15 protein-coding genes and 1 tRNA gene are annotated in these 14,804 nt (G+C 52.1%); 4 read left to right on the forward strand and 12 right to left on the reverse strand.

Going from position 1 to position 14,804, the window contains the following annotated elements:
• Window positions 1–51: 51 nt before the first annotated feature.
• From fusA to GM557_RS05665, 3 genes are all read right to left on the reverse strand, one after another.
• A complete protein-coding gene (gene fusA, locus GM557_RS05655; protein WP_370513437.1) occupies window positions 52–2,163 on the reverse strand; it encodes an elongation factor G in 2,112 nt (703 codons plus the stop codon).
• 123 nt (window positions 2,164–2,286) lie between these two features.
• The gene (rpmB, locus tag GM557_RS05660) at window positions 2,287–2,592 is read right to left on the reverse strand and encodes a 50S ribosomal protein L28 (RefSeq protein ID WP_099027157.1); all 306 of its coding nucleotides are present in this window, start codon (window positions 2,590–2,592) and stop codon (window positions 2,287–2,289) included.
• A gap of 129 nt (window positions 2,593–2,721) precedes the next feature.
• A complete protein-coding gene (locus GM557_RS05665) occupies window positions 2,722–4,527 on the reverse strand; it encodes an ABC transporter ATP-binding protein (RefSeq protein ID WP_155573311.1) in 1,806 nt (601 codons plus the stop codon).
• 170 nt (window positions 4,528–4,697) lie between these two features.
• Here GM557_RS05665 and GM557_RS05670 point away from each other — a divergent pair, with 170 nt between their 5' ends.
• Window positions 4,698–5,549 (forward strand): NUDIX domain-containing protein, encoded by an 852-nt coding sequence (locus GM557_RS05670; protein WP_230880604.1) that lies wholly within the window; start codon window positions 4,698–4,700, stop codon window positions 5,547–5,549.
• Between the two features lie 50 nt (window positions 5,550–5,599).
• Window positions 5,600–6,742, forward strand: coding sequence for an AI-2E family transporter (locus GM557_RS05675; RefSeq protein WP_099027159.1), 1,143 nt, complete (start codon window positions 5,600–5,602; stop codon window positions 6,740–6,742).
• An 11-nt stretch (window positions 6,743–6,753) separates the two neighbouring features.
• On the opposite strand, the gene GM557_RS05680 is transcribed toward GM557_RS05675, so the two are convergent.
• The 7 genes from GM557_RS05680 to GM557_RS05710 all read right to left on the reverse strand — a co-directional run bounded on the left by GM557_RS05680 (window position 6,754) and on the right by GM557_RS05710 (window position 11,620).
• Window positions 6,754–6,830 (reverse strand) — tRNA-Pro (locus GM557_RS05680).
• Between the two features lie 74 nt (window positions 6,831–6,904).
• Window positions 6,905–8,005, reverse strand: a complete 1,101-nt coding sequence (locus GM557_RS05685; RefSeq protein WP_155573312.1) for a MerR family transcriptional regulator — start codon at window positions 8,003–8,005, stop codon at window positions 6,905–6,907.
• The gene (locus GM557_RS05690) at window positions 8,002–8,313 is read right to left on the reverse strand and encodes an integration host factor subunit alpha (RefSeq protein WP_155573313.1); all 312 of its coding nucleotides are present in this window, start codon (window positions 8,311–8,313) and stop codon (window positions 8,002–8,004) included. Before GM557_RS05690 ends, GM557_RS05685 begins: the two co-directional genes overlap by 4 nt.
• A 72-nt stretch (window positions 8,314–8,385) precedes the next feature.
• Window positions 8,386–9,375: a beta-ketoacyl-ACP synthase III gene (locus GM557_RS05695; protein ID WP_155573314.1), complete on the reverse strand. Its 990-nt coding sequence runs from the start codon at window positions 9,373–9,375 to the stop codon at window positions 8,386–8,388.
• A gap of 8 nt (window positions 9,376–9,383) precedes the next feature.
• Complete coding sequence (gene plsX, locus GM557_RS05700; protein WP_155573315.1) at window positions 9,384–10,487, reverse strand: phosphate acyltransferase PlsX; 1,104 nt, start codon at window positions 10,485–10,487, stop codon at window positions 9,384–9,386.
• A 107-nt stretch (window positions 10,488–10,594) separates the two neighbouring features.
• The gene (rpmF, locus tag GM557_RS05705; RefSeq protein ID WP_099027164.1) at window positions 10,595–10,798 is read right to left on the reverse strand and encodes a 50S ribosomal protein L32; all 204 of its coding nucleotides are present in this window, start codon (window positions 10,796–10,798) and stop codon (window positions 10,595–10,597) included.
• 222 nt (window positions 10,799–11,020) lie between these two features.
• Window positions 11,021–11,620: a DUF177 domain-containing protein gene (locus GM557_RS05710; RefSeq protein WP_155573316.1), complete on the reverse strand. Its 600-nt coding sequence runs from the start codon at window positions 11,618–11,620 to the stop codon at window positions 11,021–11,023.
• Window positions 11,621–11,834: 214 nt separating this feature from the next.
• On the opposite strand from GM557_RS05710, the gene GM557_RS05715 reads away from it, so the two are divergent.
• Entirely contained in the window at window positions 11,835–12,359 is a 525-nt protein-coding gene (locus tag GM557_RS05715) for an outer membrane protein assembly factor BamE (protein WP_230873286.1), read from the forward strand.
• A gap of 58 nt (window positions 12,360–12,417) precedes the next feature.
• Here the strand turns inward: GM557_RS05715 and GM557_RS05720 are convergent, their stop codons facing one another.
• Window positions 12,418–12,894 (reverse strand): MarR family winged helix-turn-helix transcriptional regulator, encoded by a 477-nt coding sequence (locus tag GM557_RS05720; protein ID WP_155573318.1) that lies wholly within the window; start codon window positions 12,892–12,894, stop codon window positions 12,418–12,420.
• A 206-nt stretch (window positions 12,895–13,100) separates the two neighbouring features.
• Between GM557_RS05720 and rpsU the strand changes: the two genes are divergently transcribed.
• Window positions 13,101–13,304 (forward strand): 30S ribosomal protein S21, encoded by a 204-nt coding sequence (gene rpsU, locus GM557_RS05725; protein WP_026294133.1) that lies wholly within the window; start codon window positions 13,101–13,103, stop codon window positions 13,302–13,304.
• Window positions 13,305–13,380: 76 nt separating this feature from the next.
• On the opposite strand, the gene GM557_RS05730 is transcribed toward rpsU, so the two are convergent.
• Window positions 13,381–14,793 (reverse strand): glycosyltransferase family 39 protein, encoded by a 1,413-nt coding sequence (locus tag GM557_RS05730; RefSeq protein ID WP_155573319.1) that lies wholly within the window; start codon window positions 14,791–14,793, stop codon window positions 13,381–13,383.
• Window positions 14,794–14,804 lie beyond the last annotated feature (11 nt).

A 14,804-nucleotide genomic window follows, 5' to 3' on the forward strand; every position in this document is an offset into this window, starting at 1 on the left:
CAGATGACTGACGGAGGGCCTCCCCTAAGCAAGACTTACCTGCAAAGCGTCTTAGGTACGCTCTGCGATAATCTCATCCTGCACGTTGCGCGGCACAGCTTCATAATGATGGAACTGCATTGTAAAGGACGCACGGCCCTTTGTTGCAGACCGCAGATGAGAAATGTAACCGAACATTTCCTTCAGCGGTACCTGAGAGCGAATCAGAACAGTGGAGCCAGAGGTCTCCTGATTCTGAATGATACCACGGCGGCGGTTAAGGTCACCCACAACGTCACCAACATGATCGTTTGGTGTGGTGATCTCCACATCCATGATAGGCTCCAGAATGACCGGACCAGCCTTCTTCATCCCCTCACGGAAGCACGCCTTAGCGGCGATCTCAAAGGCCAGAGCGGAAGAGTCAACATCATGGTACTTACCGTCTTCCAGCGTGAACTGAAAGCCCACAGTCTCGAAGCCTGCTAGAACACCCGTGCTGGCCTGCATACGGATACCTTTTTCCACCGCAGGAATATATTCCTTCGGCACGGCACCACCAACAATCTTATTCTCGAAGAGAATCTCTTCTGCGCCCTTCTCTGTCAGCGGCTCGAAGGTGATCTTCACCTCAGCGAACTGACCAGACCCACCGGACTGCTTCTTATGCGTGTATGTCTCGGTGTGGGACTGTGTAATGGTCTCACGATAAGCCACCTGCGGAGCACCGATATTGGCATCCACGCCATATTCACGGCGCAAACGGTCCACGATGATGTCCAGATGCAGCTCACCCATACCGGAGAGGATGGTCTGGCCTGTCTCTTGGTCTGTACGCAGATGCAAGGATGGATCCTCAGCTGTCAGCTTTTGGAGAGCCAGCGTCATCTTCTCAACAGCGTCTTTGGTCTTTGGCTCGACAGAAATATCAATCACCGGAACCGGGAACTGCATACGCTCCAAAATGACAGGGTCAGCAGCATCAGCCAAAGTATCACCTGTTACAGTGTCCTTCAGCCCCACGAAGGCAGCAATATCACCAGCTCCAACAGACTTTACTTCCTGACGCTTATCAGCGTGCATTTGGAACATGCGGCCCACACGCTCCTTGGTGCCCTTGGTGGTGTTCAGCACGGTATCACCCGTATTCAACACACCACGATAGACACGCACGAAGGTCAATGTGCCATATTTATCGGAGATAATCTTAAAGGCCAGACCAGCAAACTTACCCTCTGGGTCAACCGGGATGATCGGCAAGAAGCTCTCATCAACTTCCTTATCTTCCGGCGGAGCAATACGGATACCCTCAACCTCATCAGGAGCAGGAAGGTAATCAATCACGGCATCAAGAAGAGGCTGCACACCCTTATTCTTAAAGGCAGTACCGCACAGGACAGGGCGGAACTCACCAGCGATTGTACCTTTTTTGATACAACGCTTCAGTGTGGCGACATCCACCTCACCTTTATCGAAATATTCTTCCATCGCAGCGGTATCGATACTCAAAGCTGTGTCGAGAAGGTTCTGGCGTGCTTCCTCAGCACGTTCCTTCATATCGGCTGGAATCTCTTCGTAATGGAACTTCGCCCCAAGCTCGCCACCTTCCCATACGATGGCGCGCATCTCCACGAGGTCCACAACACCGACCATATTCTCCTCAGAGCCAATCGGTAGCTGAAGGGGAATCGCCACGATGTCCAGCTTTTCCTTCAATGTGCTGAAAGCGTAGTCGAAGTCAGCCCCGGTGCGGTCCAGCTTATTGATGAAGATAATACGCGGCACGTTATAGCGGTCTGCCAAACGCCAATTGGTCTCAGATTGCGGCTGCACACCAGCCACACCCTCGATCACGAAAATCGCACCATCCAGCACGCGCAGGGAGCGGTTCACCTCGATGTTAAAATCGATATGGCCGGGAGTGTCGATGATGTTGATGCGGTGGTCATTCCACTCACACGTCACAGCAGCGGAGGTAATGGTAATACCGCGCTCACGCTCCTGCTCCATATAGTCAGTTGTGGTGTTCCCGTCATGCACTTCACCGATACGATGAGACATACCGGTGTAGTAGAGCATACGCTCTGTTGTGGTCGTCTTACCGGCATCAATATGTGCGGTAATACCGATGTTACGAATCTTTGAGAGAGCGGACTTCGCACCCTGGACGCTATCGTCGGTCACGGGAAACCTCCAAAATCAAGGAAAGGTGCCTCGGCTTAATACCGGGGCACCCTCATAAGCCCTGTATGAATATCATAAATCGTCCTCCAGCAGAGCCACCCCAGAGGAACCATCAAACCCTTATCAGGCTGCGGACTGTGCCGTCTTACGCTCCTGAACGCGCAGGATACGCCGCTTAATCACCAGAGCTTCTGGCGTTAGCTTACGGTTTGGCGTGCCGAGCAGGAAGGAATCCAGCCCGCCATTATGCTCAACCGTGCGGATGCCCTTGGCAGAGAGGCGCATACGCACAGGGGCCCCAAGAATATCGGAAAGAAGGGTGGCCTCCTGCAGATTCGGCAGGAAACGACGGCGGGACTTGTTATTGGCGTGGCTGACGTTATTGCCCGTCAGTACCCCTTTGCCCGTGACATGGCAACGGCGAGACATAGAACTTCCTCGATACTGTGATACGCCAAGCAACGAGGCTCGGCGTGTTCCGTAAATAAGGCGGGCTTATGACTTACTAACGACGATACGTCAAGTCTTTCCTGCCTTTCTACCGACAGAAGCAGCCCGCTATCCCTCTACAACCGAATGAGCCTTAGTGAAACCCCCTCTTACCTGTAATCTCCACATTCCTGCATAAATACCCGCTTTTCTCAGCAATTCTTCATGCGTTCCCTCCTCCACCACACGCCCGGCCTCCATAACAAGAATATGGTCAGCCGTTTGAATCGTGGAGAGGCGATGGGCAATGACAAGTGTTGCCCGCCCTTGAGAGAGCTTCAATAATTCTTGCTGAATAGCATGCTCGGTGCGCGTATCTAACGCACTGGTGGCCTCATCCAACACAAGCAGGGGCGGATTGCGCAAAATCACACGAGCAATCGCAATGCGTTGCCGCTCCCCGCCGGAGAGGCGTATCCCACGTTCACCCACTATACTCTCTAGCCCATCAGGCAACTGCGCTAATAGGGGACCAAGCTGAGCGGCTTCTGCCACGCGTTGAATCTCATCCCTACTAGCCCCAATCCGCCCATAAGCAATGTTCTCAGCAATCGTGGCGTTAAAAAGGGATGTCTCCTGTGCAACCACACCGATGTGACCACGCACAACATCCACTGCAAGCTCTGGCAAGGGCACGCCATTCATAAATACAGTACCAGAAAGCGGGTCATAAAGGCGGCTCACCAATTTCGCTAACGTAGATTTACCAGAGCCACTCCGCCCCACAATCGCTACCCTCTGCCCCGCATGAAGCTTAAAACTCACATCCTTGAGACGCAGCTTATCAGCCTCATAGCCAAAGCAGACATGCCGCATTTCTATCCCCACACTACCTGATGGCCCTTTGGGCAATGGCGTAGGATGTGCAGGCGAGCGTATCTCTGGCTCTAAAGCAAGAAGCTCAAGATAGGATTCAATATCTACACGCGCATTACGCCAGCCAGCCCCAACATAATTTAAGGCCCCCACCGCGCTATAGACACTCCGCAAATAAGTGCCCATCAATACAAACTGCGCTACACCAAGACGATGCGCTAAAATATCCCTCACTGCCAGCCCCAATAAAGCCGCACTAGCAAAGGCGATTACGCAATTACGGATAGCTTGGGAGCCCCCGACAAGCCATTGTAAATGGCTCTCGGCACGATTTAACCCCCGCCATACGACTTTTTGCCGCTCACATTCATAGGCTATATTCCCAAAAGCACGCACAATATCGGCATTGAGCAGACTATCCACTATATGCCGATGCACCATATTATTCGCCGCATTACGCGCCCGCCGCGCCCGCATACGCCAGCGTGTAAAGAGATACGATATTGCGCTATATAAAAGGAGCGTGCCGCACAGTAGAACGAGGTACTCCCCACTAAACACACGCAACACGACAAAAAAGGTTAGCCCCAATCCCAGCATATTCGGCAATAGATTGGAGAGGGCCATATCCACAATCATGCTTGCCGCGTCCGCCCCTCGGTCAATAATCCGCGTTAAGGCCCCTGTTTGCCGGCTTTGATGAAAGCGTGCGCTAAGATGATGGATATGCTCCACCCCCAACACGCTAATACGTTCTTTTAAGGTCGTCCTTACCGGCATCATCAACACGCTACGTGCTGGCCCTGCTACGGCCCCTAAGACACGCAGCACCGTATATTGTGCAAGCAAGGCTATCATGGCTGCCGCTACGACATCACGCCCTGAAAGCTGACCAACCATACGGCTAAAAAGCCATGGCGTGGCCACTGTTGTGCCACTTTCCACCACTAATAGAAGGCAGGACACACCAAAGCGCATCACCCAGCCATACAGCCTTGCTGGTCGCACCTTTTGCCATAAAACACGCAGGGATAAACGCTGTGTCGTGCTGGATGCCATGAGCCCCTATCCCTTTTAGCATTGGAATGAGCTGAATAAGAATGACAATTTTTTTACACAGATAGCCCTTTTCTGCCAGTGGTTCCCTGTTATGGCTGTTACAAGCACGCCTTCCTAAGCAGGCTATCTTTTACGCATCCGAGCCTCTATCGAGGCCTTGAGAGGGACTTATGCTATCCCCTGCCGCCGCACCATTCCTCCGCCATATAAAACGCTGCCACAATGTCACACTCCCCGCAGGGCGAATCCCACTTTTATATCAAGGCATGACAATAGGATTAGTGGACCCTAACGCCCTAGACTGGCTCACCAGTGGTCCATGTGCATCCTTGCTCCATGTGACCTCTAACGCCATTACCCTCCCCGCGGGGGAGCATCTGCGTGACATCAGCACCGCCCTCATCGCGCAAGAGCGTGTTGTACCGTTTAATGAATGGTTTGATGTACGCACACCAGAAGGCACCATCATCGGGCAAATTGACCGCGCTCTTATTCCTGTTTTTGGTGTGGAGGCCTCTGGCGTCCATATGAACGGCCTCGTACGTAAAACAGATGGTTTATATCTCTGGGTTGCCCATCGTAGCCCCCATAAACGCCTAGACCCCAGCAAGTTAGACCATCTTGTTGCTGGCGGTATGAGCAGTGGCCTTACACCTCTTGAGACCCTTGTTAAAGAAGCGGAAGAAGAAGCGGCTATCCCTGCTGACATTGCCCAACAAGCACATCATGCCAGCACACTCCATTATGCTATGACGCGCCCAGAGGGCCTCCGGCGTGATAAGCTTTATTGCTATGACCTCACTTTACCTGAAACATTCATCCCTCATGCAAATGATGGTGAGGTCGAATCCTTTCATCTCACCCCTATTCAGGAGGTTTTTCAACGCGTGCGGGAAAGTGATGACTTTAAATTTAACGTCAATCTCGTTCTCTTAGACCTTTTCCTCCGCCTTGAGATGTTCGATAAGCAGGATAGTCTATTATTGACACGCGCTCTACACGGGCAGACTAAGCCCGCTTAGTTTCTCATTCCTTCATAGCCATAGAGCGTTGTAGTATTTTTTGGAACAACATGACCGAAACACCTCCTCCCCCCACACAAAAACCCTTCCCTAAAGAAGCGCGCCAGTTGCGTCTGCCTGCGCCCTCCAAAACATTACAGCGGCGCGCACGCAGTTTTCTTGCGCTCTTCTTCATCATCGCTGCCCTTTGGACGCTAAGAAACATGCTGCCAGCCCTACTATGGGGCTGTATCTTTGCAATTGCGTTATGGCCTCTTTATAAACGGGCTACCAAACGCTTCGGGACCTCCATTTGGCTTCCCCTCTCATTCACCGCTATTCTAGCCTTGGTCTTTTTGGTACCGGTCTCCTTCATCAGCCTAAAAATCGCCGATGAGGTCAGCGGAGCTTTGTTGTGGGTCGATCAGATTCGTCATCAAGGCATCCCTACCCCAAATTGGGTGGACCGCCTTCCTATTGCCTCCGCGCAAGTGAAAGCCTTCTGGGCGCAACATCTCAATAACCCCGATACGTTAAACGAGCTTGTCCACTCCCTCAGAATGGGGCGCGGGGTTGCGTTTGGTAAACAATTTGGCTCTGAGATTCTCCATCGCGGTATCTTATTTGTCTTTTCTTTGCTTACGCTTTTCTTCCTTCTCAAAGATAGTGAGAGCATCATCCGCAAATGCCTCATCGGCTCACAGCGGCTTTTCGGCGCGCAAGGGGAAACATTAGCGCGGCAGATTATCTCCTCCATTCATGGCACTGTCTCCGGCCTTGTCCTTGTTGGGCTTGGTGAAGGGGCCATCATTGGAGTGTGTTACATCATAGCCGGAGCCCCACAGCCACTCATCTTTGGCCTCGCCACAGCCATTGCTGCCATGGTGCCACTACTGGGGTGGATTGCCGTAACGGGTGTATGCTTCCTCATCGCCTTTAAAGGTAGCATGCTCGCCGCTGTCATTGTGTGGCTTATTGGGGCGATTGTTCTCTTTATTGCCGACCACTTCATCCGCCCTATCTTAATCGGCGGTAGTACAAAAGTACCCTTCCTATGGGTTCTGCTTGGCATCCTTGGGGGGGCGGAAACATGGCATCTCATGGGCCTGTTCCTTGGCCCGGCCATTATGGCAGGCCTGCACATGCTCTGGAGCCTCTGGACCAGCAATAAAGGCCCGGGACTGCGTGTTGTGCGTTATCATAGGAGGAGATGAACCGCAGGAGATGGTCGGGCAGGCGGGATTCGAACCCACGACCCCCAGTCCCCCAGACTGATGCGCTACCAGACTGCGCTACTGCCCGTCGTCCTGCGGTGAGGAAGCTCTAGCAGCCTCGCGCCATTCCTGCAATGGGGCGAGGCTCTTTTTTAACTTTTTTTACTCTGTAATGAGCTGTTTCAACTGGTACAGCTCACCCTGTAACTCTTGTAGGAACTGCTGAATCCCTGCCTGTTTCTGCCCTACAGCGTGATGTTCTTCATCCCGGGCAGATAAGGCTTGCTGCAAAGAGGATCGCTCTGCCTTTAAGGTCGCATTAGCACTCTCTAGGGCTTGAACACGCTCTGTTAACCGTACCTGCTCCTGCCGCATCGCCTCCCCTTCCTTCAGAGAGCGTTTAAGCCGCACATTCTCATCTTCTAAAGTTTGCATGAGAAGGACAGACTGCTCAAACTTTTGAACCAACCTATGCCGCTCATTTTCTAACAACGTCTGTCGTTCTTCTCCCGCGCGAGTCTCAGCCTCATGGGTCGTTTGTCTTTTTTGCTCAGCATCGCGTAACGATTTACACTCTGCTCGACTGCGCGCAAGCTCCTCACGCAAAGCCACAAGGGCGGCAGTATGCTCACTCTCTTGCACCTGCATATGGGCTTTGTGCCCAGCTAACTCCCTCTTTAGCTGCTCTATCGTATCATGTAGGGCGGCGTTATCTTCCTCCAACGCACGCTTAGAGGCTTCATAGCTCTGACGCTCATACTCATCGCGACTCTGCGCGGCCTCTTGCTTTTGCCTTAGAAGCTCATTTTCATCCTCAAGTGTCTTGAGGGAGAGAGCAATCTGTCCAAACGCTTCCAACTGCTCCCCAAGCTGTTTATTTTCTTGCTCTAGCTGCTTCAATCTCTCTGTCAAAGAAGTCACATCATGACGTGATAAACCATGATTCTGAAACGAGTCTTCTTTGGGAAGTCGTTGCGATTCTGCAGGTTTTTCCGTCTTAATCACCCCATCTTGTCGCAAGCAAGAGATAATCTCGTGGCTTTTGGCCCCCTCTTGATAAAGCAGGCGCGCAATATGCCTTACAACTTCAACGGCATGAGCATCATAATAACTCTGCCCATCCTCACCTTGATGAGTCGCAAAAACGGGATATAAACTCTCCCACGAATGAAGACGATAAAGAGGCAGGCCTAGCTCCTCCGCCACACTCAAAGCTGAGCGTAACCTTTCCTGATGGAGGTGATGTGATGGCGTTGCTGTCATAACTGAACATCCTGCATCGGTGATGAGCTATTCACACTCTCTCGTAATAAGCGTGAAGGACGAAAGAAGGGCACACGCCGCGCAGAGATAACAGCTTCCTCCCCCGTTAGCGGGTTACGGCCTAACCGGGGGGCTTTATCCCGTACGGCGAATGTCCCAAACCCACTAATCTTCAGCGGCTCGCCTCGCTCAAGCGTTTGGACGAAAAGCTCGAACATTTCCTCCAAGAACAAGGTCGCCTGCTGACGCGAAAAACCCTGCTCCTCTTGAAGAAAATCTACCAAATCGGCGCGTGCAATGGTCTCCATAATGGATAAACCGTATCACGCGCTTCTCATTTAGCACACTGAAAAAAATGCAAAGCCGTTAATAACCGCATATCACATACGGATTAAGGCTGAACCCCATGTTAAACCACCGCCTAGAGCTTCCATCAAAACAAGATCACCTTGTTTGATGCGCCCATCGCGTACTGCCTCATCCAAAGCAAGTGGAATAGAGGCCGCAGAGGTGTTTGCATGGCGGTCTACCGTGACCACAACGCGCTCTGCAGGGAGATGAAGCTTCTTAGCCATCCCCTCAATGATTCGAAGATTAGCCTGATGTGGGACCATCCATTGGATGTCCGTCCCCTTTAAGCCGTTTGTCTCCAAAGCTTCATCCACCGCTGCTGCCAGATTTACCACGGCATGACGGAAAACCTCACGGCCTTGCATCTTCAAGGCAACCTTGCCAGACGCACAACCAACCGCACCATCCACATAAAGGAGGTCACCCAAATGGCCGTCCGCATGGAGATGAGTTGATAAAATACCCTCTCCCTCACCAGCACCTGACTCTAGCAGCACAGCCCCGGCACCATCGCCAAATAACACGCATGTGGAGCGATCTTCCCAGTCCAGCAGGCGTGAAAAAACCTCAACCCCGATGACCAAGACTCGCCCCACTTGGCCAGCACGAATCATAGAATCAGCTACCGATAGCGCATAAACAAAACCCGAGCAGGCCGCACTAACATCAAAGCCAAAACCACGCTCCATCCCCAAAGCGGCCTGCACACGCACCGCAACAGAGGGAAAAACTTGGTCAGGTGTCGAAGTCGCTACGATAACAGCATCCACATCATCTGCTGTTTTGCCTGCGTAATCTAACGCATTCTGCGCTGCTTTATGAGCTAGAGAAACGGCTGTCTCGTCACCAGAAACGAGATAACGCTGACGAATACCTGTCCGTGTCCGAATCCATTCATCTGACGTATCAATCTGTGCAGCAAGCTCATCGTTACTTACAGCACGCTTGGGAAGAGCCGCCCCAACACCTGTTAACCGACTACCAGCTCTCTTATTCTCAGAGGAAGGATTCTGCGCCATGGGAGGTCTCACTCCTGCTCTTTTGCCTCTACGGGCTGGCCGAGCATCCCAAGCTGCTCCAACCGATGACGAATCTTATCATTGAGGGTGTTTTCAACAGCATCAATCGCGACATCCACAGCAGAAGCAAATCCCTCTGCATCTGCACCACCATGAGATTTTACAACAATCCCATTCAACCCGACAAACACCGCACCATTATATCGGCTAGGGTCAATCCACTCCCGCATGCGGCGCAAACCGGGGCGCACTAACATATAGCCAAGCTTCGTCAACCAATTCGTTTGGAAGACATGCCGCAGGAGACCTAGAGCCAGCTTTAAAGCCCCTTCCCCCGTTTTTAGCGCAACATTGCCCGTAAACCCATCGGTCACAACAACATCCGTTACGCCTGCGGTAATATCATGTCCCTCTACAAAACCATGAAAACTATCGGCCAACACACTATCACGCAGTCTTTCCGCTGCTTGCCTTAGCCGCTCATCACCTTTTAGATCTTCTGAACCAACATTGAGCAAGCCAATAGTCGGGGCTTTTAATGACAGAGTCGCTTGAGCGAAAGCCTCACCCATAATCGCAAACTCGACAAGGTTACGAGCATCACACACAATGTTCGCACCAAGGTCCAACATCACAACATCACCACGCGCAGAGGGTTGAACTGCCGCCATAGCTGGGCGGGAAATACCCGGTAAAGCCTTAACGATAATCTTCGCTAAAGCGAGCATTGCCCCGCTATTACCAGCAGACACAACACCGCGCGCTTCCCCCGCGGCAACAGCTTCCATCGCAGCGCGCATAGAAGACCCACGCACACGCAGAGCCGCGGTGGGTTTCATATCCATAGGGATGCTCTCTGGTGCATGGCGCACCGTGCAAGCAGCACTCAACCGAGGATAATTTTTAAGTGATTGATTTAGAATCTCCTCATCACCGATGAGAAGAATCCGAATCTTCGGATGATGGATAAGTGCCGTCTCCAGCCCTGCTAGGACGATTTTGGGAGCGTTATCCCCCCCCATAGCATCAACAGCTAGGGTAAAAGGAACTGAAGCTTGCGCCATCCGTTTATCAGCCTCGCCCTCAGCTCTGACGACAGACGCCTCCGTCATGAGTGCAGCCCCCTGAAAGTTCTTCCATCTTCCCTGTTTGCACAAACGCAAGACAGGCGCAGCCCTAAGCCATGCTCAGGGCTTTTCCCCTTTATACAAAGGGATGATTAAGCGCGGACAGCTTTCAGCGCACGACCTTCAGCATTAACAACCTCACGCCCATCATAATGGCCGCAATGGCTGCATACATGGTGCGGACGCTTCATTTCACCGCAATTTGCACATTCTGCATGAGCCTCAATACGAAGCGCATGGTGGCTACGGCGCATACCGCGACGGGACGGTGTCGTTTTTCTCTTAGGGACGGCCATGGGTCTCTGCCTCTCACTGGGTTATATTCCGGCTCCTGCTACCGCATAGCGCGGCCTCAAGCCAGAGAAATCTCAATTACTCTCACCACCGCCATAAGCTACGGTGCTTAGGCGTGGGGCTCTAGCAGAGAGAAAGCCTCCCTGCAAGCCATCAATGCCTTACGACATCACTACTCTGCACGTTTTTCTATCAGAATCGTTACAGAAAGGCCACTCTTGGCTCTATTTTTCCTGCATTTTTTTCAAAATATCAAAAGGAGTCTTTCTCTCTGCCCCAGAGCCTGCATCAAGCTCATCATCAGAGGGCGTAACATCCACAAAGCTCTCCAGCCCTGCTCCAGCACGGCGTGGATAAGGCGTTAGGCATAAAGCTAATTGCTCCGCTGCCGCTTCACCAAGGTCAATCATCCGTCCATCATAAGGGACATCATCCGCATCTTCTTGCAGCAAGCTTTCAATATCAATTTCATCATCAGCAGGCATAGCGAATTCTGGCACAAAGCGAAGCTGGAACACTTCATTCAGCACCTCCTCTACCGGCTCGCCTGTAATGATACAGGCTTGCTCAGCCTTTGCATGAAGATGCCCACCCGCTAATACAATACCATCTTGCCCCCGTTGAAGCTGGAACTCACATTTTAGCTGGCTTAACGACACTAACCCAAAACGCTGTTTAAGGGCCTCGCGCTCCTCAGCATTAGCCTCCACACACGCCTCTAAGGGGCGACCAAGCTTTGCTAAAGGAATACGGCGTGAAAACTCCGGTGTTATACGCTCCAACGGTACGACTGCACTAGGCTCGGCTGGGTTTTTAGGGGGCATCGTAACCTCACGAATGAAAGCATTTATAGTCCTTAACTATGGCACAAATGCTACGAAAACGCATGAAAAAAGATTGACATATCTCGCTCGCTAGGGCACCGGAAAGAGCCATATAACTTGCCCGCATGCTATCAGGACAATTCGCCCTCCCATGACTACCCTTACGACAAGTTGCTTTCGCCTGTTCCGGTCCCTAATAACGCGCCCCTGCTCCATGGCAGGTCTAGCGGCTGTCGGGCTCCTCATGCTCAGCGGTTGCGAGGCTATCAGCCCGCCGCCTATCCCACGCGGAGCTTTGGTGGAGAAGATGGATTATGACCAGCTTGTCCTTAATTCCAGCACGCAGAATGATGCTCTAAGCATCCTCGGCTCCCCAACGGCGCATGCGACATTTAATGATAACACATGGATTTACATCTCCATGACGAAGGACCTCGTCCCACTGGCACATCCTGTTATTGATAAGCAGCAAGTCTTGGTACTCAACTTCGATAATTCTGGCATCCTGCGGAAGATGAATGTGCTGAATAAACGTGATGCCATTCATGTTCATATGGCAGGCGGGGTCACCCCTACACCGGGGACGCATATCTCCGTTATTCAAGAGCTGTTAGGCAATGTTGGCCGTTATAACCCGATGAACAGCATGGGCAACACCTTCGGCGGAATGGGCAATGGCATGGGCCCGATGAGTGGCCAAGGCACAGGCAATGGGGGCGTTGGCAACTCCATGCCATAACGCGACTCATACCGTTATGGATAATGTTAGGGCGTGCCTGATGATGGGTACGCCCTTTTTAATGCGAAACGCTTAAAGCCTCGACTGCCCGTAGCACACGGCGAAATCCATCAACTGCATTACCATCAACCTGTTTATAAGCCTGTATCACAACAGCCCGAATAGCCCCGAATAACTCACGCTCTAAATCCTTTCCCTTCGCTGTTAAGAAAATGGGACGGCGTCTTTTATCAGCACCATCCTCACGCTGCTCTACCAAAGCATTATCCTTCAACTCCCCCAAAGCACGGCCAAGTGATTGTTTTGTAATGCCTAGTTTTGCGCATAATGTGCTGGGCAATAAGCCTTCATGACTACCTAGCATGAATAAAATCCTATGATGTGCAGGGCCTAACCCATGATGGGCTAACCCCTCCTCACAGGCCAAAGACAGGCACCGCCACATCGTTAGCAAGCCCTCAAAAGACTGCCTGATGGAATCCTCACGCAAATATAGATGCGTCTCTACCATCGCGCGCCCTTCATCCTGCATCATACCCTCCTTTGCCACTATTAATGATGTGATTATGCCCATAATTCATAAATAATCGCTCCTCCCCTCTTTCCTTATCTAGAAACTATTGTCTCATCTTTTGGAGTATGATAGGCCCTTACGCACTGTAATCGGATCCCATCCTTTCAGTGTGCTGTGGTTATAACACATGCTGGAGGATCAGAACCCCCAAAGGAGATGACGACACCGTGCAGGTTCTCGTTCGTGATAATAATGTAGATCAGGCTCTGAAAGCCCTTAAGAAGAAAATGCAGCGCGAAGGCGTCTTCCGTGAGATGAAGCTGCGTCGCCATTTTGAGAAGCCGTCTGAGCGGCGCGCTCGTGAGGTGGCCGAGGCTGTACGCCGCGCCCGTAAGATGGAGCGTAAGCGTCTGGAGCGTGAGGGCTTCTAATCCTCTCATCTCGTACTGTTACGAATGAGAAAGCCATCCGCTACGGGTGGCTTTTTTCATAAGCGCATAAGCACTCTTACCGAATCTGCCAGCCTGTGCTCTTAGATTTTAGCTCAATACGATAAGCCCGCACACGTTGAGAGCCGCTATACCGCGTAATCTGCTCCCCCCTCGTTTGGGCAAAAGCATAATGCGCATCTTCTATCAAAAGGACAGGCTGCACATTCATCCGTGGGAGTTGCTCAATATATGCCCAACGCGAATCTAACCCGATTATCTGAAGGCCGCGCGGGTGGTAAAACGCTAAAATAGAGGCCAAGGCATAATCCCGCACAGCAATAGTTGAGATAGTCTTCTGCTGCGCCTGAGCTATAATATCCGCTGTTAATCGCCCCCATCCTGCACTAAGGCGTGTGATAGGATTCATCGAGGCGGGCAGAGCCATAAACCCCGTCAGAGCTTGGCTATAGATTAAAAACGAGCTTGCCATCCCCATCAGCACAGCCCCCTTTATGTGGCCTCCATACCCGGCACCTGCGACAATAAGAGGGGGATATAATACCCACACCCAATTTGCCTGAACGCGATCTCCTAGTGCATGACATAAGAAGACGGCCATCATCGGCAAAGCAAGCCATAAAAGCACGTTTTGCCGACTACGCGCCCGCCATAGCCCTAGCATGCACACCCCTGCTACCCACGGGGTCAGCAACGCCGCTTGCCCTAGAAAAAACTCCCCCAGAAACTGCCCTGCACGCTCTGGGTGCCATTGCATAGTGCGCCCCCCCTGCTTTAACAGCCCAGCCCAATGATGCTTCAGATTCCAATATAGAGTCGGCACTGTCATCACACAGGCAGCACAGCCCGCAACCCAGGGGCCTGCCATACGCCACAAACCGCGCTGGCTAAAGAGGATGTATCCCGCAAGCCCAAGCCCCCATAAAACCGCTGTGTATTTTGAATCCATCGCTAAGCCGAGGCATATACCGCACAGCACCCACCACCCCCAGCGGCTTTGTGGCTGCCCAACCCTTAGCGCGTGAGCCAAAGCCCATAGGGACATGGATAGAAAAAGACATAATGGTGCATCTGGCGTGGCGGGAATAAGCCCAATACTCGCCATAAGCGTAGCATTAAAGAGCCATATAGCCCGCCCCCCTGCTGATTTTTCCTCTGGGAAGAATTGCTGTGCTGTGAGAAAGATGAAAAGATTCGCCACACCGAACCCGACCAGCCCAACAAAGCGCACACCAAAGGCTGTATCACCCCATAAAGCCGTGCCCCCACGCACCCATAAGGCCACCATAAAGGGGTGATCCAGATAGCCCCACTGCATATGGCGCGACCATAGCCAATAATAGGCCTCATCCGGTACGAGCGGGATGCGTATGGCGAGCAGAAGATGCAACAGCCAAAGCAGCCCTAGAGCACCATATAAAAGACGCGGCCCGCGCCAAAAGGTGCATCTATTCCCGCCCGTGCTTGGCATATTTATCTTGA

Origin of the sequence: Bombella sp. ESL0385 (assembly GCF_009725755.1) — a bacterium.
GTDB classification, from domain to species: Bacteria; Pseudomonadota; Alphaproteobacteria; order Acetobacterales; family Acetobacteraceae; genus Bombella; species Bombella pollinis.

Coding starts and splice junctions, on each gene's coding strand:
- rpmB (WP_099027157.1), bottom strand. CDS start 2,592: ATGTCTCGCCGTTGCCATGTCACGGGCAAAGGGGTACTGACGGGCAAT.
- GM557_RS05665 (WP_155573311.1), bottom strand. CDS start 4,527: ATGGCATCCAGCACGACACAGCGTTTATCCCTGCGTGTTTTATGGCAA.
- GM557_RS05670 (WP_230880604.1), top strand. CDS start 4,698: ATGCTATCCCCTGCCGCCGCACCATTCCTCCGCCATATAAAACGCTGC.
- GM557_RS05675 (WP_099027159.1), top strand. CDS start 5,600: ATGACCGAAACACCTCCTCCCCCCACACAAAAACCCTTCCCTAAAGAA.
- GM557_RS05685 (WP_155573312.1), bottom strand. CDS start 8,005: ATGACAGCAACGCCATCACATCACCTCCATCAGGAAAGGTTACGCTCA.
- GM557_RS05690 (WP_155573313.1), bottom strand. CDS start 8,313: ATGGAGACCATTGCACGCGCCGATTTGGTAGATTTTCTTCAAGAGGAG.
- GM557_RS05695 (WP_155573314.1), bottom strand. CDS start 9,375: ATGGCGCAGAATCCTTCCTCTGAGAATAAGAGAGCTGGTAGTCGGTTA.
- plsX (WP_155573315.1), bottom strand. CDS start 10,487: ATGACGGAGGCGTCTGTCGTCAGAGCTGAGGGCGAGGCTGATAAACGG.
- rpmF (WP_099027164.1), bottom strand. CDS start 10,798: ATGGCCGTCCCTAAGAGAAAAACGACACCGTCCCGTCGCGGTATGCGC.
- GM557_RS05710 (WP_155573316.1), bottom strand. CDS start 11,620: ATGCCCCCTAAAAACCCAGCCGAGCCTAGTGCAGTCGTACCGTTGGAG.
- GM557_RS05715 (WP_230873286.1), top strand. CDS start 11,835: ATGGCAGGTCTAGCGGCTGTCGGGCTCCTCATGCTCAGCGGTTGCGAG.
- GM557_RS05720 (WP_155573318.1), bottom strand. CDS start 12,894: ATGATGCAGGATGAAGGGCGCGCGATGGTAGAGACGCATCTATATTTG.
- GM557_RS05730 (WP_155573319.1), bottom strand. CDS start 14,793: ATGCCAAGCACGGGCGGGAATAGATGCACCTTTTGGCGCGGGCCGCGT.